General features: G+C 55.4%; 16 protein-coding genes and 2 pseudogenes. 5 read left to right on the forward strand and 13 right to left on the reverse strand.

Features of this window, described 5'->3' with window-relative positions; genetic code table 11:
* Positions 1 to 4 precede the first annotated feature (4 nt).
* The 7 genes from M2416_RS06930 to M2416_RS06960 form a co-directional block, all read right to left on the reverse strand.
* Positions 5 to 6,997, reverse strand: a complete 6,993-nt coding sequence (locus tag M2416_RS06930; protein ID WP_259222894.1) for a hypothetical protein — start codon at positions 6,995 to 6,997, stop codon at positions 5 to 7.
* A gap of 67 nt (positions 6,998 to 7,064) precedes the next feature.
* Entirely contained in the window at positions 7,065 to 7,538 is a 474-nt protein-coding gene (locus M2416_RS06935; RefSeq protein ID WP_259222895.1) for a hypothetical protein, read from the reverse strand.
* The gene (locus M2416_RS06940; protein WP_154144784.1) at positions 7,531 to 7,827 is read right to left on the reverse strand and encodes a hypothetical protein; all 297 of its coding nucleotides are present in this window, start codon (positions 7,825 to 7,827) and stop codon (positions 7,531 to 7,533) included. Before M2416_RS06940 ends, M2416_RS06935 begins: the two co-directional genes overlap by 8 nt.
* A gap of 20 nt (positions 7,828 to 7,847) precedes the next feature.
* Positions 7,848 to 11,453, reverse strand: a complete 3,606-nt coding sequence (locus M2416_RS06945; protein ID WP_259222904.1) for a hypothetical protein — start codon at positions 11,451 to 11,453, stop codon at positions 7,848 to 7,850.
* A 43-nt stretch (positions 11,454 to 11,496) separates the two neighbouring features.
* The gene (locus tag M2416_RS06950) at positions 11,497 to 11,862 is read right to left on the reverse strand and encodes a hypothetical protein (RefSeq protein ID WP_259222905.1); all 366 of its coding nucleotides are present in this window, start codon (positions 11,860 to 11,862) and stop codon (positions 11,497 to 11,499) included.
* A 158-nt stretch (positions 11,863 to 12,020) separates the two neighbouring features.
* A complete protein-coding gene (locus tag M2416_RS06955; RefSeq protein WP_259222907.1) occupies positions 12,021 to 12,389 on the reverse strand; it encodes a hypothetical protein in 369 nt (122 codons plus the stop codon).
* A gap of 204 nt (positions 12,390 to 12,593) precedes the next feature.
* Positions 12,594 to 13,070 (reverse strand): hypothetical protein, encoded by a 477-nt coding sequence (locus tag M2416_RS06960; RefSeq protein ID WP_259222909.1) that lies wholly within the window; start codon positions 13,068 to 13,070, stop codon positions 12,594 to 12,596.
* Between the two features lie 177 nt (positions 13,071 to 13,247).
* On the opposite strand from M2416_RS06960, the pseudogene M2416_RS06965 reads away from it, so the two are divergent.
* A pseudogene (locus M2416_RS06965) lies at positions 13,248 to 13,378 on the forward strand (IS3 family transposase); the annotation flags it as partial.
* A gap of 139 nt (positions 13,379 to 13,517) precedes the next feature.
* Positions 13,518 to 14,352: pseudogene (locus tag M2416_RS06970) on the forward strand (IS3 family transposase); the annotation flags it as partial.
* Between the two features lie 179 nt (positions 14,353 to 14,531).
* Here M2416_RS06970 and ychF read toward each other — a convergent pair.
* Entirely contained in the window at positions 14,532 to 15,623 is a 1,092-nt protein-coding gene (ychF, locus tag M2416_RS06975) for a redox-regulated ATPase YchF (protein WP_041146109.1), read from the reverse strand.
* Positions 15,624 to 15,740: 117 nt separating this feature from the next.
* Positions 15,741 to 16,325, reverse strand: coding sequence for an aminoacyl-tRNA hydrolase (gene pth / locus M2416_RS06980; RefSeq protein ID WP_041147674.1), 585 nt, complete (start codon positions 16,323 to 16,325; stop codon positions 15,741 to 15,743).
* Positions 16,326 to 16,596: 271 nt separating this feature from the next.
* On the opposite strand from pth, the gene ychH reads away from it, so the two are divergent.
* Together ychH and M2416_RS06990 are read left to right on the forward strand one after the other, a co-directional pair.
* Positions 16,597 to 16,872 (forward strand): stress-induced protein YchH, encoded by a 276-nt coding sequence (ychH, locus tag M2416_RS06985; RefSeq protein WP_041146108.1) that lies wholly within the window; start codon positions 16,597 to 16,599, stop codon positions 16,870 to 16,872.
* Between the two features lie 228 nt (positions 16,873 to 17,100).
* Complete coding sequence (locus tag M2416_RS06990) at positions 17,101 to 18,144, forward strand: MerR family transcriptional regulator (protein ID WP_259222915.1); 1,044 nt, start codon at positions 17,101 to 17,103, stop codon at positions 18,142 to 18,144.
* On the opposite strand, the gene dauA is transcribed toward M2416_RS06990, so the two are convergent.
* The 4 genes from dauA to lolB form a co-directional block, all read right to left on the reverse strand.
* Positions 18,145 to 19,824: a C4-dicarboxylic acid transporter DauA gene (gene dauA, locus M2416_RS06995; RefSeq protein ID WP_259222916.1), complete on the reverse strand. Its 1,680-nt coding sequence runs from the start codon at positions 19,822 to 19,824 to the stop codon at positions 18,145 to 18,147.
* A 251-nt stretch (positions 19,825 to 20,075) separates the two neighbouring features.
* Positions 20,076 to 21,023 carry a ribose-phosphate diphosphokinase gene (gene prs / locus M2416_RS07000; RefSeq protein ID WP_004863536.1) on the reverse strand — a complete coding sequence of 316 codons (948 nt, stop codon included), beginning with the start codon at positions 21,021 to 21,023 and terminating at the stop codon, positions 20,076 to 20,078.
* Positions 21,024 to 21,206: 183 nt separating this feature from the next.
* Positions 21,207 to 22,055 carry a 4-(cytidine 5'-diphospho)-2-C-methyl-D-erythritol kinase gene (gene ispE, locus M2416_RS07005; protein WP_259223948.1) on the reverse strand — a complete coding sequence of 283 codons (849 nt, stop codon included), beginning with the start codon at positions 22,053 to 22,055 and terminating at the stop codon, positions 21,207 to 21,209.
* Entirely contained in the window at positions 22,055 to 22,666 is a 612-nt protein-coding gene (lolB, locus tag M2416_RS07010) for a lipoprotein insertase outer membrane protein LolB (RefSeq protein ID WP_041146104.1), read from the reverse strand. The genes ispE and lolB overlap by 1 nt, the downstream gene beginning before the upstream one ends.
* Positions 22,667 to 22,937: 271 nt before the next feature.
* Here lolB and hemA point away from each other — a divergent pair, with 271 nt between their 5' ends.
* On the forward strand, positions 22,938 to 24,194 hold the full coding sequence (gene hemA / locus M2416_RS07015; protein ID WP_041146103.1) for a glutamyl-tRNA reductase: 1,257 nt from the start codon (positions 22,938 to 22,940) through the stop codon (positions 24,192 to 24,194).
* Positions 24,195 to 24,204: the final 10 nt, after the last annotated feature.

The raw sequence follows: 24,204 nt of genomic DNA on the forward strand, positions 1-24,204 counted from the left end.
TTTCTCAGTCAAAAATCACGGGGATATTGTTGATTTGCACCAGCGGTAATTGCTGGTCGTCGACGGAGCCAAACAGGGTCAGGGAGAAGGACATCCTGGCCGCCGTTGAGGCCTGCAGCGCGGCATGCTGATACCATTGCCAGACTTCCGCTGCTATCTGGTCGGCAAGAGGCTGCGGTGACGTATTATTTATTTCCAGAGCGTTGATCATCAGGACCGGGGACTCCACCAGAAGGTCCGAGCCGGGACGCAGTGGCCAGGCATAGTTCACCTGCAAATTAATCACCGGATCGATGCCCAGGTTACCCACTTTGGTTAGCGGCGTGATGAGCTGCTGAATCATCTGTTGCAGCACGCCGAGGCTAATTGCCCCGACGTGAACCGCTGGCAGGCTATCCCGTTCAATCAGGGGAATCATCACGTCGGGGAAACGCAGCGTATCGGTTTTATAGATAAATAAAGTGTTTGTTTTTTCGTCACTCAACAATTCGTCGTTGCGAACGCTCCAGGCGGAGAACTGGATACTCTGGCAGGTGAGAATAGCCAGAGGTTCCCAGCGCAGCACCGTGGTGGTGAAGTCCGGTCGCTGTTTTAACGTGCAGTTGATTTGCCACCACTCACCCTGTTTTGTGGCTTTGCTACGGTCTGGTGCCCACTGGACATTCCCCGCCAGTTGCAGCGTGGGCCAGATAGCCGGATTTTGCCCGCCGTCATCAGTGCGGCCACGGAGTTGCAGCGTTTTATCGCTGAAACTGAGGCAGAAGTGATCGATTTCACGCACATTAGCCATCAGTGACATAGGCTGATACCAGTTCGTTGGCCAGTTGGTGGCAATGCCGCTGGTCAACTTGCAGAACTCCTGCAGAATCGCGTCGGCATCCGGGGCGGGAGAGCCAGAGCTACTGGACAACTGCAACAGGCTTTCCAGCTTTGGTGCCAGGGCAGGCCAGGCCTCGGTAAAATGTGCCAGAGCGGCGAAAAGGCCATCCAGGATCGGGCCGGTTTGCTGATGGCTGTTAAGCTTCAGTGGCTGCCGGGCCAGTACGTTACGTTCGACGTCAAAATAGAAATCATCCTGATCCTGCAGATCCAGCGAAAGCTGAGTCTGGTAACACCACTGCAACGCCTGGGCGATTTCATCAGCCAGTGAACCAGGGCTACCGGCGGGGGAATGCATCGCGACGCCCAGACCCTGCTGTGAAGCTAATACCGGCAAGGGAGGCTCAAACGGCAGCGGAATGGGGATATCAACCCTGCTTGCAGGCGAGGTGAGATCGGTGATCGGCATCGTGAGCTGTGTGGTTTCCGGGAGTACGAATTTTAGCCAGGTACTTGGAATGTAACCTTGCTGCTCCTCACTCACGGCAAAATCGTGCTGCAGATAGCTGACCTGGTATTCCAGTGGGAGCGAGATAAAGGATTGATCGCCCGGTTTCGCAACTGTCAGCAGGCTGGTGGCCCATTGCGTGCCGGAAGCCAGATCCAGCGTCACTGGCGTAAACTGATACAGATTGTTGCTATCGCCCGCCTGAAGCGGTGAACCTGCCGCAGGCTGTTGCAGAATGCCATACAGCTGCGGGGCTTTCTGGGGACTGGTGTCATCGGCGCTCCCATTAACCTCAACCTCGACTGGGAACTGGACAATCGTCGACACCATGTAAGCACTCGACAGGTTTTCCAGCAGCGCCTGTTCCAGCCTTTTCTGCGCGATACTAACATCGCCACCGTTGTCGATATCTTTTTGCAGCACCGACACCAGCCCGGAAGGAATAGATTTTGCCAGCAGCTGCTTTGCCTGCATCAGCTGGTTGTAACTGGCTGCATCAAGCCTGGCAATCGCCACGCCCATCTGTGGAGACATCACGGTATCAAAGGCGTTGAAGAAGCTTTTTGCCCAGGCATCCATATCGACGTTGTTGTACTGAACGCCGTCAACGAGGCTGTTACGTGGGCTGGTATTCAGGGGACGCAGCGCAAAATAGCGTGGATCGTTGGCGAATTGCGCAGTGAATCCGAGGCTGCTGGCGAAGCGGACCGACCACAGACCCTGGGAGGCATCGCCGCTATCTCCGACCTGGACACCGGCGCGCTGCGCCAGTTTGAGCTGGCCTCCCTTACCGTCAATGTTGCAGAAAGCCTGTTCAAAACTGCGGGCAAAGGGCGTGATATTTCCGCCATCATGTTGTGGACTGGCCTCGGGTGAGAGCTGTGCCAGTAGTGGGTAGGAAACCTCAATGATCTGCGGCAGCTTTTGCGAAACATTGCTGTCAACGCGAGCGGGATCGCGCCAGGCGCGGGCGCTGACGCCAATCGCCACGATGTCGTGTTCCTGCTGGGCCAGCAGGGTAAACGGTATCGTGAAATCCAGCGACCACTGCATTTCGCCGTCGGGTGAGTAATGCGCCGGGCTGCCTGTAGCCTGGGCATTTATATAGTCAATAATCTGTTGTGCTGCCGCCAGTAACGGACTTTGCAAATCACCCGGTACTCCCCCCTGAAGCAGGCTACAGGTCAGGGCATATTGGGTTCCACTGTCCGTCAGCTGCTGGCAAATGCGGCGGTATTTATCCCCCATTCGGCGCCACTGTTCACGTGGGTCGCTGCCTGGAGATGCCACGCTGTCAACGATATCCGGGTTAAAGGCCAGCCGGATTTGCAGACAGGCGCTTTGCGTGGTGTCCGGCACAAAGAAGAAAGTGCTCTGCAACCCAGGCCATTCTCCCAGCGCGATCAGCGGGTCACTGTAGAGCGGCGTAAAGCTGTCATTGTGCCCTTCGGTCAGCGGGTTGCCATACATATCACACAGACGAAATGCCAGATTCACCGTCTGGCCGATAAGCGCATAAGGATTTGTGCCTGGAAGCGCGCTGAACGGCAGAAGTGGCACCTGCTGTTGAAGCTGCCATGTGGCCGCCGGCGAAGTGGTTTCGCCGTTTTCCGTCGGGCCAACCGGCAGGCTCCACACCGAACCACGCCACTGCGGGCTGGCTTCAGTAATACGGTACTGCAGCAAATGGTAAAGATGATGCACCGGGATTGTCGCTGTCGGAGAGGTATCGCCAGCCGGGGTCCAGCTGGCGGTAAAGCCAATATTTCCTGGTGCAAGCGTGGATTGCCAGACATACAGCGGCGTTCCGGCACTGTCATACGCCCGGCAGTTCAGGGCTGCGAGATCGTGCTGTGCCGTTATCCAGAGGCTGTTGTGGTATGACGCTAGCACCAGCGCATTGGCAGGCTGGGTGTCAAAATCGACGACGATCATAAAATCGGCAGTGCCGGAGGAAGTGCCGTCCACGGCCTGCTGGTTTGGATCATTGGGTGAACTGTTTGACGCCGCGGTATCCGCGAACAGCGAATCCGGTAATCCCTGGCCATCGGCAGTCTGGTAATAAAGGTAATAACCTGGCGCCCGCACGACGCTCAGTTCCCAGACGAGCTGCAGGAAATTCTCTACGTTACTCAGGCGTGCGGTATCGCTATTGGAGGTAAACGTGGCCCGCATCATCGTATGCATCTGGCTAACCTGCGCGACCTGATTCAGGGTCGACAGGTTCATTTTCGCCAGCAGCACATCCGGCGAAAGCGTGTCTGATACCCATTCAGATTTACCCGGTGGCAGGTAGAGCAGGCGCAGTGATGTGTGGGAAAGATCGGCGTTTTGTAGTGCCTGATAAATAAGCTCGCGGGTTGTTTCATCGGTGCCGTTCAATTGATAGATCGGCGCGGTCTTAGCATGGTCTGGTGAAGAGGGCGAGCCTGGCGTTTTGCCCTGGGGCGTGGCCACCTGCGTCAGCGACAGGCGGATTTGCAGTGAGCCAAATGTATTGACTGGCGCATCGTCCGTATCATCATCGTAACTGCTGGCTTCAGGTACCAGGCGTAAGGTGCCACCCGCCAGCGACTGAAGGCGGTTAAGCAGCGGCTGGGGGAAAATAAACAGCGTGCGCAGGGCGTCCGGGCTCTGCCAGGCCAGGCTGTTTTTCAGTTGATACCCGAGCGGGGCCGCGATAGCGCCGGGCAAGGGTTGAATCAGCAGTGTACCGGGGGCGACCGGCGCGGGTGACGCAGGTGCAGCGTCAAAAATCCAGTGAGGGTCGGGGTTATCCGGTAACGCGGCAGGCACCGTAAACTGAGTGGTGGCGTTCTGTGGGCTTCCATTCCCAAAGCGTAACCAGTCGACCTCCAGGCCGGGAGTGAAGCTGAGCGTGGCCTGCGCATCTTGCGGGCTGCCGCTGACGACAAACTGTTGCCCGGAAAGAACATACAGCGAAGAGGTTGGCAGACTGGTTATGTTGTCTGGCGTCACTATGGGCGGAATGTGTGACGGATCGGGAAGTTGCAGGCCTGACATCAAATAGCGTGAACCAAACCCGGCGATGCTCCAGTACGCCAGCTTGTCGAGCAGTTCGCTAAGTTCTTTTGTGGGATTATCTGTGAGCCAGGCGAGAACCTGCGCATCCTGAGTGATTAGCGGATTTTGCTCATCCATACCGGCCAATGTCGCACGTTTGGCCCAGCGGCGGAGTGCGGTCTCCTGCTGCTTTTCGTACTGCTTTGCATCTTCAATCAGGGTCGAGAGGGTGTAGCGCGCAATCATCAGGAAATAGTCGCCGAACAAATAGCTGGCCATACTTGGGCCGTCGGGCGGGGTCTCTGAGGCCCGCAGGCTGGCCTTCTGTTTACCATCCGGGACGGATGGTCCTACCAGGCCGACATTATCAAAATAGATTTTTACCGCTTCCGTGTAGTTATTCGGGGTCAGATTGAAGCGGGAGAAATCAATGTCTATGCCGCTGGCCTGCAGATGCAATGCGTCAAACATTGGCAGCATTGCCGCCGTATCAAAGGGCGCTTCTCCGGCACCCAGCCCGCGGAGGACAAAGCGCAGGCGAGAGGCAAAAAAGGCGTTCAGTTTGTCAAGGAACCCATTCCTGCCGCCAAACACCGGGCCAGGCTGCGCACTGCCGTTACCGAGCATATCGGCCACCTGTTGCAGCGTGACTGACAGCGGCCGATCTCCGCCGTTATCCGGCGTGAAAGTCAGCAGCCACTTCACCAGGCGAATGATCATCTCTTCGTAACCGCTGGCGATCGCGGGTGAAGCCAGCGGTGGCTGGCCTGGCGAAGGGCAATCCATCACCAGCGTGGCAATCAGATTGACGGCGGGCGGGTGTTGCGCCTGCCACACAACAGTAGGCTGTAAAACAAAAATTACCTCAAGCTCAACCTGCGTTGCGTCATCGGCCTGCCAGCGCATCCACGGCGCCGGTGTGGCACGAAAGCGCGGAGGTTCCCGGACGTCGTGCAGCGGGCGAAGCGTATCGATCAGTTGGGAACGTTGCAGCGCGGCCAGAGATTTAGCACGTGAGAACAACGCCTGCCATTCCTGCGAGTTGTTTGATAATGGACTTAGTCCTGGCGCAAGAGGACCGTTGAGCGAGGCAGGAGAGCCTTTGCCGATATGAAACGTGTGATGGACAGTTGTGTGGAAAGAAAGATGGATAGTAAAGAACACCACTTTCAGCGATACGCTGACTTTTACCGAAGCGGCAATCGGGATTATCGTTTGATAACCGCATTCAAAGGCAACGCCAGCGCTGACGCTGAAACTGACCAGCACAGAGGCTTTGATGATAGCCAAATCGACACAGCCCTGCAGCACGACGGAAATCGATGCGCTGCCGGCGAACCAGTAGTGATCCGGCTTATTGGCTATCGAGCTACCGCTGGCTTTCCACGCCAGCAGGCCCTGGAAACTGGCTGAGAGATTGACTTCCAGACTGGCGCTGAGAGGCCCGGCATTGATACTGATCCCGGCCGTGACCGCGACGCCGATACCAAATTCAAGGATAGGGTTGTAGTTGACGCTTGGCAGCGCGCCGGGGTTATCGCCACTGCGTAATTTGGCAAAATAGAACCCTGCCCAGCCGGTAAGAATATCGAAGGAAACGCCTATCGCGTTATTCGGCGTGACCGGCCAGCCGACGTTAATGCGAAAGTCGCCATTGGTATAAATCCAGGCGGAAAAACCGGGCAGGATGAGAATAAATCCCTCCAGCGGAATCCGTCTCATACCATAAGGCAGGCTCAGCGCACCGTAGTAGACCCCCAGATTAGGCCCCAGTTTTTGGTAGAGGATTTCAAACAGCAGGCCGCTGAAAAACGACGGCGGGCTGGTCATCGGAATGCTAATTTCGAGGCCGTACATCGCGGGATCGTTAAACAGCATCCGCAGGCGCAGTTCGCGCAAACGCATATCCGCTGCGATAAACCAATCGCGATCCGGTTGGTAAAATGTTTTTGCCAGCTCGGTAATAATGGTTTCAGGATCGCTACCCACCAGTTGGGTTTCCAACTGATTAAAAATGATCTCCATCGGGTTGCCGCTGGCAGGAAGCTTCACCGTAGGGCCAACTCGCTGGCCAATCCCAAGATAGTTCAACTCGAACGAGGAGATAGAGTTCTGGGCGGGCAACGGGAAGGGGAAATTCACCAACTGCTCTTTGCTTTTTTCTGGTGTCGGGCTGCCCGTTGCGAGCAGTGTATTACCGCTGCTGACCGTGGTTTTGATGCGTGCTTTTACCGTCAGGCCGTCGCCTGCGCCGTCATAGCCGATCATCAGGCCGAGAATCGTTATATCCGGTTCAATCGTGATGTCAAAAGGTCCTGCGTTGTAGTGAGTGCCGAGGTGCAGTTCTTCTGCAAGCGTGAGCTGTAAAAACGAGCTTGTATTGCCAGTGTTGCGATCTGGTGTGACCCACAGCGAGGGAATAATCCCCACACCCATTATCTTCTGCCATGGTCCAGGGGGGATCTCTGGCAAGCCCGTTCCAATCACTGTTTTCAACTGGCTACTGAACAGATCCCAAATATCATTCAGGGAGATAGGCTCGACGGTACTAAGCGAAAACGAGACCGGCCCGCCAGCCACCCGCAGTGCGACGTCCATAGGCACCTTAAAGGCGCTCCCTGTAATTTTTAGAATGATATCAGTCATGATCGGCCCATCAGTGAGTGGATGTGGGGATTAGATTCTCTGCAAGTCAGAACGACCAAACCTCGGCTTACGGGCTAGTCGGCACAGTTTCTACTGAACCGATTTCCACGCCGATGGTCTCCAGGCTCAACACATTGAGGATGTTGATGGGAGTATGGGGCGTCATGGTGACGCCAAAGCGGTACTCGCCGCTGGCAGTATTGACCGACAGCACGGTTATCGTGATGGCGGCAGCCAGAATTCCGTTTAGCGCATCTTTGATGTTTTTGATGACCAGCGGCGAGTCCGGGAGCTTGTTGATCATATCCCCCAGATCCTTCGAGGTCAGCGGCACGCCAAAGGTGTCTTTTAGCCAGTCGAGAAAGTTATTGATACTGCCCAGCGTTACCGGCTGCGCGAGCTGGAAGTTAATCCCTTTCTTGACGTTATCGATATCCTGGCTGCTGATCGCCACCGACTGCCCGTTGATAAGAAAGGAGCTGCTGATCGCTACCGTAATAGGATTTGTGGGAGGAGAACCCACCACCGCCAATCTAGTCATCTTGCGTTCCTCTTGTGGTTGAAGGGGTACTGCCGGTTGTATCGGACTGGCGAATGACAATCCGAATCTGAGTCACGGTAAAACGGCTGCCTGAAAGCGGCTGCCAGTCGCCCTCGACGTCAATGCTTTGCGGTAGCGGCGCGTCATCGGGCAATTTATTGACCGCTTTTTGCCATAGGGCGACCACCGAACGGCTCCAGCCTGCCAGCGGCAACAGCGGTAAAGCGAGGCCGTATTTCTGGTTTAACCAACTCATCACGTCGTTGACGACGTGGGATGTTAACTTCATCGCTGCCTCCTTCTTTCCACTCATGGGCTTTTTTTCTGCGGCTGCGCACTGAGAAACCAGGCCAGATTATTGGTATTGGTTGCGACTTTTTGTCCCGGCGTTACGGCCCCGGCGAACACCAGAAAATCAATCAGTACGCCAGGTGGGAAGCGATAGCCGAAGACACTGAGCTGAATGTTATTGAACAGAAAGGCGTACACCGTCTGCTGTTTATCTTTGAGATCCACTTTCAACAGATTTGCTGCACCGAACGTGGTCTTCAGGATCCCTTCGAGTTCGAAACCGCCGGCACCTGCCGAAAGCTGTGGGAGTTGAACAAACAACGCTGCCGCGTCGTTATCCGGCACCGTCGCTGAAGGCCCCCAGCCAAGGATCACCTTGGCATTAAGACGGGCGTTGGCCCCTAGCGCGCCCAATGAGCCGAGCTGCATGTCATATTCCAGGCCATATCGAGCGGAGCTGGTGGCGTAGGAGACCGGCAGGGTGGCGGCGGGTTGCGGTGGCTCGGGTGAAGCGGGAGGTGGCAATGCGCCAGCAGTGGGCAGATGGCCTTCCAGTTGCAGAATATTGACGGTTGTCGCCCCCAGCGTGCTGGCGTTGAGCGGCTTGCCGTCGGTTGCGCTCAGGAAACGCGAAAACTTTAGCGGGATGCTGTAAAGCAGGCTGTCGGGGCGGATAGCCTCATTTTTTGGCTGCACGTTCAGCGTGCTCATATCCAGGGTGACTTTTTTACTGTCAGAAATACAGTTACCGGCAGCATCTAACGTGAACTCAATGTGGGTTGTCAGTCCCGAAATAGGCAGGCCGGTGTTCTCCTGCCCGTAGGAAAAAAGATCCAGTTCACCGCTGATGGGGAAGGGGGTGGCGTTGAACCACAATTGCCCGCCAAGCACAAACTGGGCTTTGACGCATGTCCCCATGGTCGGACTGCCGCTCGGCGTGCTGCTCACCGGCACCAGCGAGGCATTGTCAAACCGGATAGTTTTCACCACGTAGGTGGCGTCATTACTGGCTGGAACGATGTCGTAGATAAAGCCATTATCACTGGTAAACACCACCCTGCCGACGCCGTCACTGGTGGTCTGGTATTTCCCTTTAATGCTCAGTGTATTAGGGTTGCTCGCCGTCGCAGGCGAGGGGTGAGAGCGCAAGGCGACATTGCGGCTGAACAGTTGGTTCAGCGTCAAACCTACGGTGGTATTGAATTGTGCTACAGCCGAGTGGCTGAACACGACAATTAACGTTTCCACTTCATAGTCAACCACCTCCTGTTGCACCACAGGGTTGGGTGGCAAGCTGTTTTCGTCATAAAAAATCACGCCAAAAAGCGATGACTTTTTGATACCCAACTGGGCAGGAGATGCGCGGTGATCAAACATATTGCCCTGGATGCCAACATGGTGGGCTCTCAGACCCCCGTTGATTCCGCCGAGCAGCATTTGCAGGTCTGGCGGCATCCCGTTGCCATCGATGGCCGCGTTGAAAAACAGCACGCCGGTCCAGGCACTATCATTCACTATGCGGTTGAAGTTTTCAAACGGGTTGTCTGGCGCATGAGCCTGGCTGCGGGCGAAGTCGATGGCCTTTATTAACGAGCCTGATACTTTGGCGGGGTCGGTGTTGTAACGTTGCGCGCCGGTCCACAGCGTGTGTTGTTGACACAGCTCTGCCAGCGTGGCGGTGGTGTTGAATTTAAACACCATAATCGTTTGATGCTCAGAGGTACTGGGATCCTGTTCGCCAAAGCCCATATTGAACTGGAAGCCGCCGAGCCATGTTGTGCTGTCAAAAGCCCAGTCATCTCCCGGCACGGTGACGACATAAAAGAGCTGATTTTGCGTCAGGGTCAATGCCAGATCGGTTGGCACGCGTGACGGTGAACCTTTCGATGAAAAACGCAGGAAGCTCTGTGGTTCAGGCGGGCTGGCGGCAGAGTGAGCCTCTTCCATTGACAGCGTCAGGCTGCGCAAGCTGCCCTGTTCATCGATATTAAATAATAAGCTTTGTGGCGTGGTGGCGCTGCGTAATCCTGGGTCGGCTTCGGTTGTGTTTTGCGGCATGAAAATCGGCCCGCCAGACTGTTCAGTTAGCATTCCGTGGCGCACGGCGCCGATGACCGTCGCCTCAAAACGCATAAGATCGGTTCCGCTCCCGGCCAGGCTTTCATCAAGTCCGCCATAGGGAACCCAGGGGAATAGCACGCTGGTGGTGAATGTTTCCAGCAGGACATCAATAGCTATTGGAAATGCGGCCCCGACAATGTCACCGAAAAAAGGGGCGGAAGCTGGCTGGCCGTAATATCGCGCCTCTGCGGGCAGGGAATACCACTGCGCCCACGAGGTTGTATAGGTCGCGTCGAGAATATCCCTGGCATCATGGGCGAGAGCATCCGGCGTGAGCTGGAGCGAAAAGGCCCCCGCTCGTGCAGGTTGATCGGCCACAAATCGAAGGATGTCGTCGCTGTTAATGCGAAAATATTCGCGGGTAAACAGCCCAGGCATGACCTGTAACGCGCTGGTGGTTGACGGGGACTGGAGTCGTGTCACCCGGTAATCACCGACCGGAGAGAGATAGAGTTCTCCGGGGGAAGGGGGGGATGAGACGACAGGGCGCCAGGAGAATGCAAATCCTGCCCCGACAGTATCGGGGGTGGGTGTCTCCGAGGCCCACGGATCGACAGGCTGAAACCGCAGCGTTGCCCCGTCGTTGGCGTAGAAATAATCAGATTTCAGCAGAGAGGCCTGGTTTTGCCAGCTGATTTTGCCGATCCTCCCCGTCGTGTCGAGTTGAAAGCGTGTGGCGCTGGTCTGGCGTGGCAGCAGCGGATTAAGCCAGATCTCAAACGCGCAGTAACTTCCGGGCTGGAACGGCGTGGGGTCGTAGAGTGGATAAGCAAGCGTCTTATTCAGCTGCGTGCCGGGTACATAATGAAAATCCCCGCCAAAGTTGCTCAGCAATTGTGGGATGTTTAAGCCCACGGAGAAATTAAAGCTGCCGGCCGCGGGGCCATCCAGCCAGATATTGACCAACCAGCCTTCGCTACGGTAGCCCAGTGTCTGGGTGACCTGATAATACTGCAGGCCAATCAGATCGGCATCGCCGGGGTCACTGGTGCTCAACTGCAGCGACGGATAGCCGTTCTCGACGATCAACGCCAGCGGTAATCCGCTCTGCATGGTCAGGGATAAGCCTGACCAATTAAACTGAGATTCGTTAGTGACGACATCGAATTGCCCCACTTTTTGTGAGTAAATGCAGTGCAGAGCGGCCGTGATGGCGTCCTGGCGGGTCAACCATACGATATTGTGTGCCACGACAGATGAACCTGACAGCGGAGGAAACCCTTTTCGTGCGGCACGAATAAAGGCTGGGGCCTGCTGCGGGTTAATGGTCTGCGGAGTGAAAAAATACCAGCCTGAAATTGAGTCCCAACTGCTTTGTAAGGTCACCTCCGGGGCGCTTGCCGCTGCCGCTTTCTTTTTTCGTGTTTTTGCAAGCGAACTGCCGCTAGTGGCCGTCAAAAAATAAACCCACAGCGGGCTGCCGTTGGCTTCTGACGATCCCGGCGCAGCAATCAAATAAAGCCCAGGATATATCTCAGGTAAGGGGCTGGTGACGCTCGACATAAATGGCAAGCTCCTCAAGTGTTGCTATGTGTAGGGAATAAAATTACGGTAAGCTAATAGCTTTAATATATTGTCCGGCATTACATACTACTGCGCCGAGATGACTCGCGTCTTTCCAGTAAAGATATATTTGTATTGAGATGGCACTAACGTCCTCTGGAATGTCAATATTCACAGCTCCTGCATATTGCGGGCCGCTGTTTGCAGGATACATTGTCAATATATTATTACCCAATCCTAATCCGCCTTTGGGTGGGTTAAGTTGATTGTAAAAAGCAGGGTAACTAGCAGGGGGCAACGGTGTCCATTGAAAACTATCGCTGGTGTTGGGCAGTTTTATAAAATCGCCATTATTAATGCTGAACATTAACGACACGCCGCTGGTGTTGAATGTATAAACATTTGCCATGCCCCTCCCCTTTTTACTGCATTCAGTTACTGAGGTATTTACGCCTGAATGAATATTCATTCAGGCGTGGTGTTTTCGGCGTAAATGATTAATTTCTGGCTGTGCTTTCAGGTGGTTAATTTGTAAAAAATAATATTAATTTAATGAATGTACTGAGTTTATGAGAGGTTAGCTGGAGATACCTGGATAAACTGGCCGCCATTCAGTGCTGCGAAAGCGACATTTTCGGCGTCTTTCCAGAACAGATACAACTGCAGTGAACTGACCGTAACTTCGGTCGGAATGTTGAGGGTGAAGTTGGCGCTGTGGCTCGGCCCGGAGGTCGATGGGTAGAGGGTAATCGTGTTCGGGCCAAGGCCTAACTGGCCGTTGCCAGGGTTGGTATTATTGACAAACGGAGGCTGAGTCGAGGGAACACTTGGCACCCAGGTGGTACTGTCTGCCGGGTTTACGGACAGGAAACTGCCATTGTTAACGCTTACTGAAATGGCGACACCTGATGCATTGAAAATATATGCGTTTGACATGAGATAATTACCTTGCTATCAGCGGTTGAGTGTTGATCCGGACGCGCCTTTCTGCGCCGTAGTTTATATTTACTACAACATGAGGAAATATATTTAATCAGGCTTAAACTTCACACTGAACAGGTCATTTACTAACTAGGATTAATCCCAATCAGTCAATATAAGTAAAAACTATAGGGGTAAAAATTATTTTTGCAAAATAAATTACAAATTAATTTTTATCTTACTGCCTGCTGGATGAGGGGGGAGGGGCATCTTGTTGTTTTCTAATGGATACTGAATGGCAGAGACGGCATTTAATAACATGCTTGTGGTTGCCCTGGTGATGATTACTGCCTGGAATGGTTGTCCATCCTGCAGAACAATAGCCGCAACACTGGTAGCATCTTTCCAGAAAAGATAGAGTTGTATTGAGTTTATAGGAATATTTTCGGGGATGGTTATTGTGCAGATTCCTGCCGTGGCTGGACCGGAAGTTGATGAATAAGCTGTTATTATATTGTCACCCAGCTTCAATTGCCCGGTGGCAGCCGTGGTATTGTTAACAAAAGTGGGCGGGGAAGCTGCTTGACCCGCCTGCCATGAAACTTGAGTAGCAGCATTTACTGTAAAAAAACTGCCATTATTAAGGCTGACATAAATATCTGATTTACTTGCATTAAAAACCTCCACCTGCCCCATAATGCTGTCTCCTGAATGAGTTTACGGAAATTAGCGGTTTAATAAGATGATTTCTGCTACGTAAAATAATTCCAACAGGTTACTTACTTTATCATATGAGTGGCTTGGTGCTTTTCATGACTGAATCAGTAATATTTTACCATAAATCCTGAATTTCGAAAAAAAGGTGGTGCCCATTCTTCTTCCGAACGTGAGCAGGAAATGTCTGTTGAAATCGCCCGCCTTAAGCGGCAACTGGCTGAACGGGATGAAGAACTGGCCATGCTACAAAAGGCCGCGACATACTTCGCAAAGCGCCTGAAATGAAAAATCCACGCAATTGCGTGGATTTTAGAGGATTTTGTGAGTTTCATGAGATTTTCTGACACTGATCTCCTCCCTGAAAACAGTGCCAGTCTAAACTGAAGTCTCCGGTCTTTCTTCCCGCTCACAGAGGGGCTTATTGCAATGAAAAAGACCCGCTATACCGAAGAACAGATTGCGTTTGCGCTGAAACAGGCCGAAACCGGCACCCGCGTCGGGGAAGTCTGCAGAAAGAGGGGCATTTCTGAAGCCACCTTTTACAACTGGAAGAAGAAATTTGCTGGTCTGGGCGTGACGGAACTGCGACGTCTGCGGCAACTGGAAGATGAAAACCAGCGGCTGAAGAAGCTGGTCGCTGATCTGAGTCTGGATAAAGAAATGCTGCAGGAGGTACTGAAGCAAAAGTTCTGAGGCCGGCTCAGAAGCGCCAGGCGGTGCATTTCCTGCAGGAAGCATACCGTATCAGCGTCCGCCGGGGATGCGGGTTGCTGATGCAGTGCAGAACTGTCTACCACTGGCAGAGCCGGCGTGACGCTCGGGCGATAACCCTGCGTATCCGGGAGATCGCAGAGACCCGATACGGTATGGGTGTCCGCGTATTCATATCCAGCTGCGGCGGGAAGGCTGGCGGGTTAACCATAAGAAAACACACCGGATTTACTGTCTGGAAGGCCTCAACCTGCGCAGAAAGCGCCCCCGTAGACATGTCAGTGCAGCACATCGCCAGCAACGTCCGGTGCTGACCCATATCGATCAGGGCTGGAGTATGGATTTCGTGTCGGATAATCTGTTTAACGGGCGGCGTTTCCGGGCGCTGACTATAGTCGATAATTTTAGTCGGGAGTGTCTGGCGATCCATGCCGGAAGGTCGCTGAAAGGTGAGGATGTGGTCGGTGTGATGGAAGGGTTGAGGGTGCTGGGTAAGCGCCTGCCGGTGCGTATTCAGACAGATAACGGCAGCGAGTTTATCTCAAAAAGTGCGTGGAACTAAAACAGGTGTGCTTACAATTGTACTGATGTCTGTACTCATTTTCGACTGCGCTGTCATGAGACGGATGAGACGCCATGAAAAGAAAAATCCACGCAACCGCGTGGATTTTATGAGTTTTGTCAGTCTTCACGAGATACATTGAGATCCCATGAGACAACAAACTTTAATTAGACGTTGAACAGGAAGTTCATGACGTCGCCATCTTTAACGATGTAGTCTTTGCCTTCGGCGCGCATCTTACCGGCTTCTTTCGCACCCTGTTCGCCTTTGTAAGTAATAAAGTCTTCATAGGCGATAGTCTGAGCGCGGATAAAGCCTTTTTCGAAATCGGTGTGGATTTTACCCGCCGCCTGCGGTGCGGTCGCGCCGACAGGGATGGTCCACGCGCGGACTTCTTTAACCCCGGCGGTGAAGTAGGTTTGCAGGTTCAGCAGCTCGTAGCCGGCGCGGATAACGCGGTTCAGGCCCGGCTCTTCGATGCCCAGTTCGGCCATGAACTCATCGCGGTCAGCGTCGTCAAGTTCCGCAATATCGGATTCAACGGCGGCGCACACGGCAACCACTACTGAGCCTTCGGCGGCAGCGATTTCGCGGACTTTATCGAGGTACGGGTTGTTCTCGAAGCCGTCTTCGTTGACGTTGGCGATGTACATGGTTGGCTTCAGGGTCAGGAAGCTCAGGTATTTGATGGCCGCTTTATCTTCGTCCGTCAGCGCCAGCGCGCGCAGCATGCCGGCGTTTTCGAGCTGCGGCAGGCATTTTTCCAGTGCGACCAGTTCAGCTTTCGCGTCTTTATCGCCGCCTTTTGCCCTTTTCTGTACGCGGTGAATGGCGCGTTCGCAGGTGTCAAGATCGGACAGCGCCAGCTCGGTATTGATAACGTCGATATCGTCAGCCGGATCCACTTTGTTGTTAACGTGGATGATGTTGTCGTTTTCAAAGCAGCGAACAACGTGGCCGATAGCTTCGGTTTCACGAATGTTGGTCAGGAACTGGTTGCCCAGGCCTTCGCCTTTAGATGCGCCTTTTACCAGGCCGGCGATGTCGACGAATTCCATGGTAGTCGGCAGGATGCGCTGCGGTTTAACGATTTCGGCCAGCTTATCCAGACGCGGATCGGGCATCGGTACGACACCGGTGTTCGGCTCAATAGTACAGAAGGGGAAGTTGGCCGCTTCAATACCCGCTTTGGTGAGCGCATTGAACAGGGTGGACTTGCCGACGTTGGGCAAACCGACGATACCGCATTTGAATCCCATGATTTAAATCACCTTAATCTTTGGATAATCAACCTGTTACATTGAACAGATTGTAGAAAAGTAAATAGCTTTGCCTATTATACACGGTGTGCGGCAAAAATTCCGCACGTCGGCCGTTTATTGCGCCTTAAATGCGTGTAAACGGTTGGTGGCTTTGGTCAGACCTTCTTTCAGCCAGACTTCCGTGCAGCGCGCGGCTTCATCAACCGCTTCATCTATCAGTTTCTGCTCGCTAAGGGGCGGTTTACCTAACACAAAACCGACAACTTTGTTTTTATCGCCCGGATGGCCGATTCCGACGCGTAAGCGGTGAAAGTTCGGGTTATTGCCCAGTTTGCTGATGATATCTTTCAGGCCGTTATGCCCGCCGTGGCCGCCGCCGAGCTTAAATTTCGCCACGCCTGGCGGTAAATCCAGCTCATCGTGCGCGACCAGAATCTCGTCGGGATTAATCCGGTAAAAGGTGGCCATCGCCGCCACGGCTTTACCGCTGAGGTTCATAAAGGTGGTCGGCACCAGCAGGCGCACATCCTCGCCGGCAAAGTTAATCCGCGAGGTGTAGCCGTAGAATTTGCTCTCTTCGCGCAGCGGGGCGCGGTGGCGGTCGGCCAGGAGGTCTACATACCAGGCGCCCGCGTTATGGCGTGTCGCCGCGTATTCCGCACCGGGGTTAGCCAGGCCGACAATCAGTTTTATCGTCACTTTTATATCCTGCATGGGTCGTTCTCTGGCGCGTAGTGTACTGTCTGCGAGCGCGCTTGACAAAATTCTGCCAGCGCAGCGCTATCGACACGATAATTTCGCCGGTGAACCATTAGAATTTGATGTTGTTCAGTAGGTTATTTGTAAACTTTTGTTGGTTTGATGTTCGCTAATGTGATCGCCAACGCAATCAATCTTCTGCCCGTTGTCTATACTACACCTATAAGTTCTGAGGATATTCTCAGACAACCCAAGGTTCCGGAGGTGACATATGAAACGCAGAAACGCTTCGTTACTCGGTAATGTACTGATGGGTTTAGGGTTGGTCGTCATGGTTGTTGGCGTCGGCTACTCCATTTTAAACCAGCTCCCGCAGCTTGACCTGCCGCAGTTTTTCGCGCACGGCGCGATTCTCAGCATCTTCGTCGGCGCCGTTCTCTGGCTTGCCGGCGCGCGTATTGGCGGCCATGAACAGGTTTGCGACAGATACTGGTGGGTGCGCCACTACGACAAACGTTGCCGTCGTGACCAGCACCGCCACAGCTAGGTCAGTGCGTTATCTGCACCTGTCGCCAGACGGGTGCAATTTTGTCAACGTATCCGCTCTGCAGCCAGCCATTATCCTAACGGCTGGCTGACTATATTACTCCTGCTTATTTTACTCCCGCAACGGCCGCCCCGCTGATATTGTTGCCCCTGTTGATAAACTCTTTGCTTGACCCTGACGTAACGTCAGGCAGCAGAGTAGCGCCACTGGCAGACAAAAGGAGCAGTCATGTTAATTCAGGTGGGGGAGCTGGCGAAACGCGCCGGAATGACCGTCCGTACGCTACATCACTATGAACAGACCGGGCTGCTGACGCCTTCGGCCAGAAGCGCGGCGGGTTATCGGCTATACGATCTGGCGGCCGTTCAGCGGCTGCATATGATTAAGGCGCTGGCACAGGCCGGGCTGGAGCTCGCGGCTATTAAGGAGCATCTCGATTGCGGTTCGCTTTCGTTATCCGATCTGCTGGTGCAGCAAATTACCACCCTCGATACGCAGCTGCGCACTATCTCAACGCTGCGCGAAAGGCTGGTGCTGCTCCGCGACGAGTTGGGTAGCGGCCGTGAACCCGATCTGGAGTCCTGGCTACAGACCCTGGAGCTTATGAAAATGTACGATCGTTGGTTTAGTCCGCAGGAGTTACAAACTCTGCCGTTCGCCGAGCAGGATGAACAGCGCAATCAAATTTGGCAGGCGCTGGTTATTGAAGCGCAGCGGCTGATGCAGGAGAGCTGCCCGCCTGACTCGCCGTCGGCGATGGCGCTGGCCACCCGCTGGATGGAGCGCCTGGAGCTAGATACCGCCGGGCGACCGGAATTTCTCACCCGGCTCAATGAGATGCACGCTACGGAACCGCAAATGCGCGCGCAAACAGGCATTACGCCCGAGATTGTGAACTACATTACCCACGCCTTTGCGCAAAGCAAGCTCGCGATCTGGGCGCGCTATCTCAACGCCGAGGAGCTGGCGTTTACCCGTGAGCACTATTTCGATCGGCTAATGGAGTGGCCGGGGCTGGTATCGGCGCTGCATCAGGTCTGCGCTGAGCAGACCGATCCGGCATCCGAGGCCGGGCAAAAGCTGGCGCGTCAGTGGCTGGAGCTGTTCCAGTCGTATGCCGGAACCAGCCCGCAGACCCAGCAAAAGTTTCGCCACGCGATGGAGTGCGAACCGCATCTGATGAAGGGGACGTGGATGACGCCGCCGGTGCTCGGCTGGCTCCAGCAGGCGATAGGGGTGATGATGCAGGCGCGAACGCCCGCATCCCGCTAGTTAAATATCCGCCAGCGCGGCGTTGCGATCGGGGTAGAAGCTCAGGCGTCCGGCAATGGGCTGGACGCCGGCGCGTGCCAGGGTACGCAGCGGCTGAAACTCAAGATTAGATACCCGCAGCTCGCAGCCTTCCGGCAGCTTTTTCACGAAGCGCTGGAAGGCATCCAGGCCACCGGCATCCAGCACCGGCACCGCATCCCATTTCAGCACCACGATCCGCTTACCCTCAATACGCGTTTCCAGATCGTTAAATAGCCCCTCGGCGGCGGCGAAGAACAGCGGGCCGATAACCCGCAGCACCAGCACGTCGTCGGGCACGTCGACGTTGACCGGGGCCAGGCGCGTCATGCGGGCGATACGGCGCATAAACAGCAGCGAAGCCAGCACGATGCCGACGCTGATCGCGATGACCATATCAAACAGCACCGTCAGCGACATGCACATCAGCATGACCACGATGTCGTCCTTCGGCGCATAGCGCAGCAAATTCACTACCTTGTGCGCTTCGCTCATATTCCACGCCACCATCAGCAGCAGCGCCGCCATCGCCGACAGCGGCAGCCAGGAGAGCAGCGGGGCGAGGATCAGCAGCGCCATAATCACCAGCAGCGCATGGATCACCGCAGAAACCGGCGAGGTCGCACCGGCGCGCACGTTGGCCGCCGAGCGGGCAATCGCCGCGGTCGCGGTAATGCCGCCGAAGAAAGGCGCGACGATATTGCCCAGACCCTGACCGATCAGCTCGCTGTTCGCCTTATGCTTGGTGCCGGTCATACCATCCAGCACCACCGCGCACAGCAGCGACTCAATGGCGCCGAGCATGGCCATGGAGAACGCCGCCGGCAGCAGCGCCTGCAGCGAGGCCCAGCTGAGGGTGAAATCAGATCCCGGCATATCCCAGGGCAGCACCAGCTGCGGCAGCAGCTGCGGAATGCCGCTTCCCTGGCTGCCGTCGGCGAGCGTGTAGTGGAACTGAGAGCCGATGGTCGCGACGTGGCCGCCCAGCAGAGTGACGATCGCCATCACCGCGCAGCCCGCCAGCAGCGCGGGAAGATGGCCCGGCAGGCGGATCCCAAGGCGCGGCCAGAGGATCAGAATAGCGAGCGTCACGATACCAATCGCGGCGTCGCCAACGTTGACCGTCGGCAGCGCCATAATCAGCGCGGAAACTTTCTGCAAATAGTGCTCCGGCACGTGCGCCATCTGCAGGCCAAGGAAGTCCTTAATCTGCATGGTACCGATAGTAATACCGATACCTGAGGTGAAACCGAGGGTCACCGAGAGCGGGATATATTCAATCAGCCGGCCGAAGCGGGCGAGGCCGAAGAGAATTAAAAAAATGCCGGACATCAGCGTCGCGACCAGCAGCCCGGCGAGGCCAAACTGCTGAGACACCGGGTAGAGGATCACCACAAAGGCGGCGGTCGGCCCGGAAACGCTAAAGCGCGAGCCGCCGGTCAGGGCGATGATGATCCCGGCTACGGCGGAGGTATAGAGTCCATACTGCGGCGCTACGCCGCTGCCAATTGCCAGCGCCATTGCCAGCGGGATTGCGATAATCCCCACCGTTATCCCGGCAATCAGGTCGCGAGTGAAGCGCGAAACGGTATATTTTTCTTTCCAGCAGGCGTCGATGAGGGCGCGGAAAGGCATCACGTGTGAGGAAAATAATCTGTTCACGATAATGTTTCATCCATGGGCGCATCATCTGTCAACTAAATGGCAGGTGAAGGAGGCAATAGTCATTTCCACGTCATCCTTCGGGATGCCTCTTTGTTGGCTGCGTTCATTTACTCCGGTCACGTACTACCTGTACGCTCCCGGGGATTCATTCACTTGCCGCCTTGACGCATACCGAATGATTTTGTGGAGGAATAAAAGGTTCAGAGACAAAAAAACCCGCCTTAGCGGGTTTCTTTGGCCTGGCTCGATTAATGCTCGAACATAGCAGAGATAGATTCTTCGTTGCTGATACGACGAATCGCTTCTGCCAGCATACCGGACAGCGTCAGGGTACGAACTTTTTCCAGGGCTTTGATTTCTGGCGCCAGCGGGATGGTATCGCAGACGACGAATTCATCAATCACAGAGTTTTTAATGTTCTGGATTGCGTTGCCGGAGAAAATTGGGTGAGTGGCGTAAGCAAAGACGCGTTTAGCACCACGTTCTTTCAGCGCTTCTGCTGCTTTGCACAGCGTGCCGCCGGTATCGATCATGTCGTCAACCATGACGCAGTCGCGGCCTGCCACGTCGCCGATGATATGCATCACCTGGGAGACGTTAGCGCGCGGACGACGTTTGTCGATGATTGCCATATCGGTATCGTTCAGCAGTTTGGCGATAGCGCGGGCGCGCACGACGCCGCCGATGTCCGGAGAAACCACGATTGGGTTATCCAGATTCAGCTGCAGCATATCTTCCAGCAGGATTGGGCTGCCGAATACGTTATCAACCGGAACGTCGAAGAAGCCTTGGATCTGTTCAGCGTGCAGGTCAACGGTCAGTACGCGGTCAACGCCAACGCTGGACAGGAAGTCCGCAACCACTTTAGCAGTGATTGGCACACGGGCGGAACGAACGCGGCGGTCCTGACGAGCATAGCCGAAGTAAGGAATAACAGCGGTGATACGACCCGCCGAAGCGCGACGCAGGGCATCAACCATAACAACCAATTCCATCAGGTTGTCGTTGGTGGGAGCACAAGTGGACTGGATGATGAAAATATCACCACCGCGTACGTTTTCATTGATTTGTACGCTGACTTCGCCGTCGCTAAAACGACCTACAGCGGCGTCGCCAAGAGAAGTGTACAGGCGGTTGGCAATACGTTGTGCTAGTTCCGGGGTGGCGTTACCAGCAAAAAGCTTCATATCAGGCACGAGAAGAACCTCAGGCATGCGTCCAGTGGTGGATGAAAAGGGCCAAAAACTGTGCGGCGGCGCCGTTTCATCCAGGCGGTGTATTTAAAGAGAACGATGCAACGTCTGGAACAGGGTGACGTTGTCACCGTAACTCAATTTGCCCGGCGTACTTATCGTTACTCACGCTTAAAACGGAGCAACTTAGGGTAGGGCTAGCCTGAGCGGCGAGATGTTAACTCCTCGCGCAACAAAGCCTTGTAGCCATTCCGGGGCTTTCTCCAGCACCTGACGAGCGGCAGATTCGGTGTCAAATTCAGCAAAGACACACGCTCCTGTGCCAGTCAGGCGCGACGGCGCATATTCTAACAGCCAGGAAAGCGCCGCATCAACCTCGCGAAAACGTTTTCTTGCGATAACCTCGCAATCATTGCGAAATTCACATTTTAGCAACGTATTTATTGGCCTGATCGGGGTGTCTCGTGGTAGCTCGGGGTCGCGAAAGATGATCGGAGTCGGAATACTGACCCCTGGGTGGGCGACGAGGTACCACTTTTCCGGCGGTTCGACCGGGGTCAGAACTTCGCCAATGCCTTCGGCAAAGGCCGCATGACCGCGGACGAAAACCGGCACATCGGCGCCGAGCTGCAGCCCAAGCGTCGCCAGCTGGTCTTCCGATAGCCCGCAGCCCCAAAGCTGATTCAGCGCCACCAGCACCGTGGCGGCGTTGGACGAGCCGCCGCCCAGCCCGCCGCCCATCGGCAGGCGCTTCTCAATGCTGATATCGGCACCGCTGCCGGATGGCAGCCGCCCGCGGTCTGCCGCCGCCTGCATCAGCAGCCTGGCGGCGCGAATAATCAAATTCTCTTCATTCGGCACGCCGTCCACCGGCGTCAGCAGACGCAGCTCGCCGTCATCGCGCGCCTCAATGGTTAACGTATCGCCATAGTCGAGAAACTGGAACAGCGTCTGCAGCTGGTGATAACCGTCGGCGCGCTGCCCGGTTATATACAAAAACAGGTTCAGCTTCGCGGGAGAGGGCCAGCGGGTCATCATTTCACAATCCAGTTATCCATTTTCAGCTTGATGCGCTGACTGCCGTTGTTGAGCTCCATATTGGCCGGCAGCGATGGCGTGGTATCGCTGGTATATCCGCCGTAAGTGACGCGCCAGGTTTTGCCGTCTTGCGTATAGTTTAGGGTGCTCAGACGATACTGCTGATCGAGGGTGTAATCGGTGGCATCGCCCGGCAGGCCGACGATCCACTGGCGCAGGCTGTTCAGCGGGATAGGCATCCCGGTCAGGCGGCCAATCATCTCTTCCGCGTCGGTTGCGGTGTAGGTCTGACCCTTGTTATCGATCAGCGTTACGCCACCCGGCTGCGCGGTCAGCGACAGCTCGGTACTGCCCAGCGGGTTGGTCAGCAGCAGGCGATAGCTATCCTGACCGGTCTGCTGCCAGAAGAAACGGGCGTAAACCTTTTGCTCGTCGGAAAGCCAGGCAAAGGCGCCGCGGGTCTGGAACTGGCTAAGATTGCGGACATCCTGCTGGTGCTGACGCCACTGCGGTGAGTCCGGGCTTTTACCGGGGCCTTTCGGGGCATTGAGGGTACAGGCGGTCAGGACCAGGCTTGCCAGGGGCAACAGGCGGAGCAGTCGATTCATAATGATGACAAATCCTTGATGTCTACAGTGAAATCCGGCGAAGGGTGAATACGCACACGATTTGTGTAGCGGGTTACAATAATAACTCTTAATGCTAGCGTTGCCCGGCGGTAGCGTCTACGTTCAAATTGTCTGAAATCAAAAAATTACCGTTAGTGGCTGTTACGCATTGGCTATTACTCCAAAAGGGGAGCGTCTCTTTTATTGATTCCGCGCATCCTGTATGATGCGCTCAGACTAACCTTAGCAACGCTGGTACTACTCCCTCACAATGACCCTTTTAGCTCTTGGCATTAATCACAAAACAGCTCCGGTAGCGCTGCGAGAACGCGTAACGTTTTCGCCGGACACGCTCGATGAGGCGCTGGAGAGCTTGCTGGCTCAGCCAATGGTGCAGGGAGGTGTGGTGCTGTCGACCTGTAACCGCACGGAGCTCTATCTCAGCGTTGAGGAGCAGGATAATCTGCAGGAAGTGCTCATCCGCTGGCTGTGTGATTACCACCATCTTAATGAAGACGATCTGCGCAACAGCCTCTACTGGCACCAGGATAACGATGCGGTCAGCCATCTGATGCGCGTCGCCAGCGGCCTGGATTCGCTGGTGCTCGGCGAACCGCAGATCCTCGGCCAGGTTAAAAAAGCCTTTGCGGACTCCAGCCGCGGACATCTCAACGTCAGCGAGCTGGAGCGTATGTTCCAGAAGTCGTTCTCCGTGGCTAAGCGCGTGCGCACCGAAACGGACATTGGCGCCAGCGCGGTCTCCGTCGCGTTCGCCGCCTGTACGCTGGCGCGACAAATCTTCGAATCGCTCTCCAGCGTGACCGTGCTGCTGGTCGGCGCCGGGGAGACCATCGAGCTGGTGGCCCGCCATCTGCGCGAGCACCACGTGCGCAAAATGGTCATAGCTAACCGCACCCGCGAACGCGCCCAGGCGCTGGCGGATGAGGTCGGCGCTGAGGTTATCGCCCTGAGCGACATCGATGAGCGGCTGAAAGAGGCCGATATTATTATTACTTCCACCGCCAGCCCGCTGCCGATTATTGGCAAAGGGATGGTGGAGCGTGCGCTGAAGGCGCGCCGCAATCAGCCGATGCTGCTGGTCGATATCGCGGTGCCCCGCGACGTCGAGCCGGAAGTGGGCAAGCTGGCGAACGCCTATCTCTACAGCGTCGACGACCTGCAAAACATCATTCAGCACAACCTGGCGCAGCGTAAAGCCGCTGCGGTACAGGCGGAATCGATCGTCGAGCAGGAAACCAGCGAATTTATGGCCTGGCTGCGCGCCCAGAGCGCCAGCGAGACTATCCGCGAATATCGCTCCCAGTCCGAACAGGTCCGCGAGGAGCTGACGCTGAAAGCGCTGGCGGCGCTGGAGCAGGGCGGTGATGCCCAGGAAATCATGCAGGACCTGGCGCGTAAGCTGACCAACCGCCTGATCCACGCGCCAACCAAATCTCTTCAGCAGGCTGCCCGTGACGGGGACGATGAACGCCTGCATATTCTGCGCAACAGCCTCGGGCTGGAATAGCGCCATTTCT

The organism is Klebsiella sp. BIGb0132, assembly GCF_024810075.1.
Taxonomy (GTDB): Bacteria; Pseudomonadota; Gammaproteobacteria; order Enterobacterales; family Enterobacteriaceae; genus Klebsiella; species Klebsiella terrigena.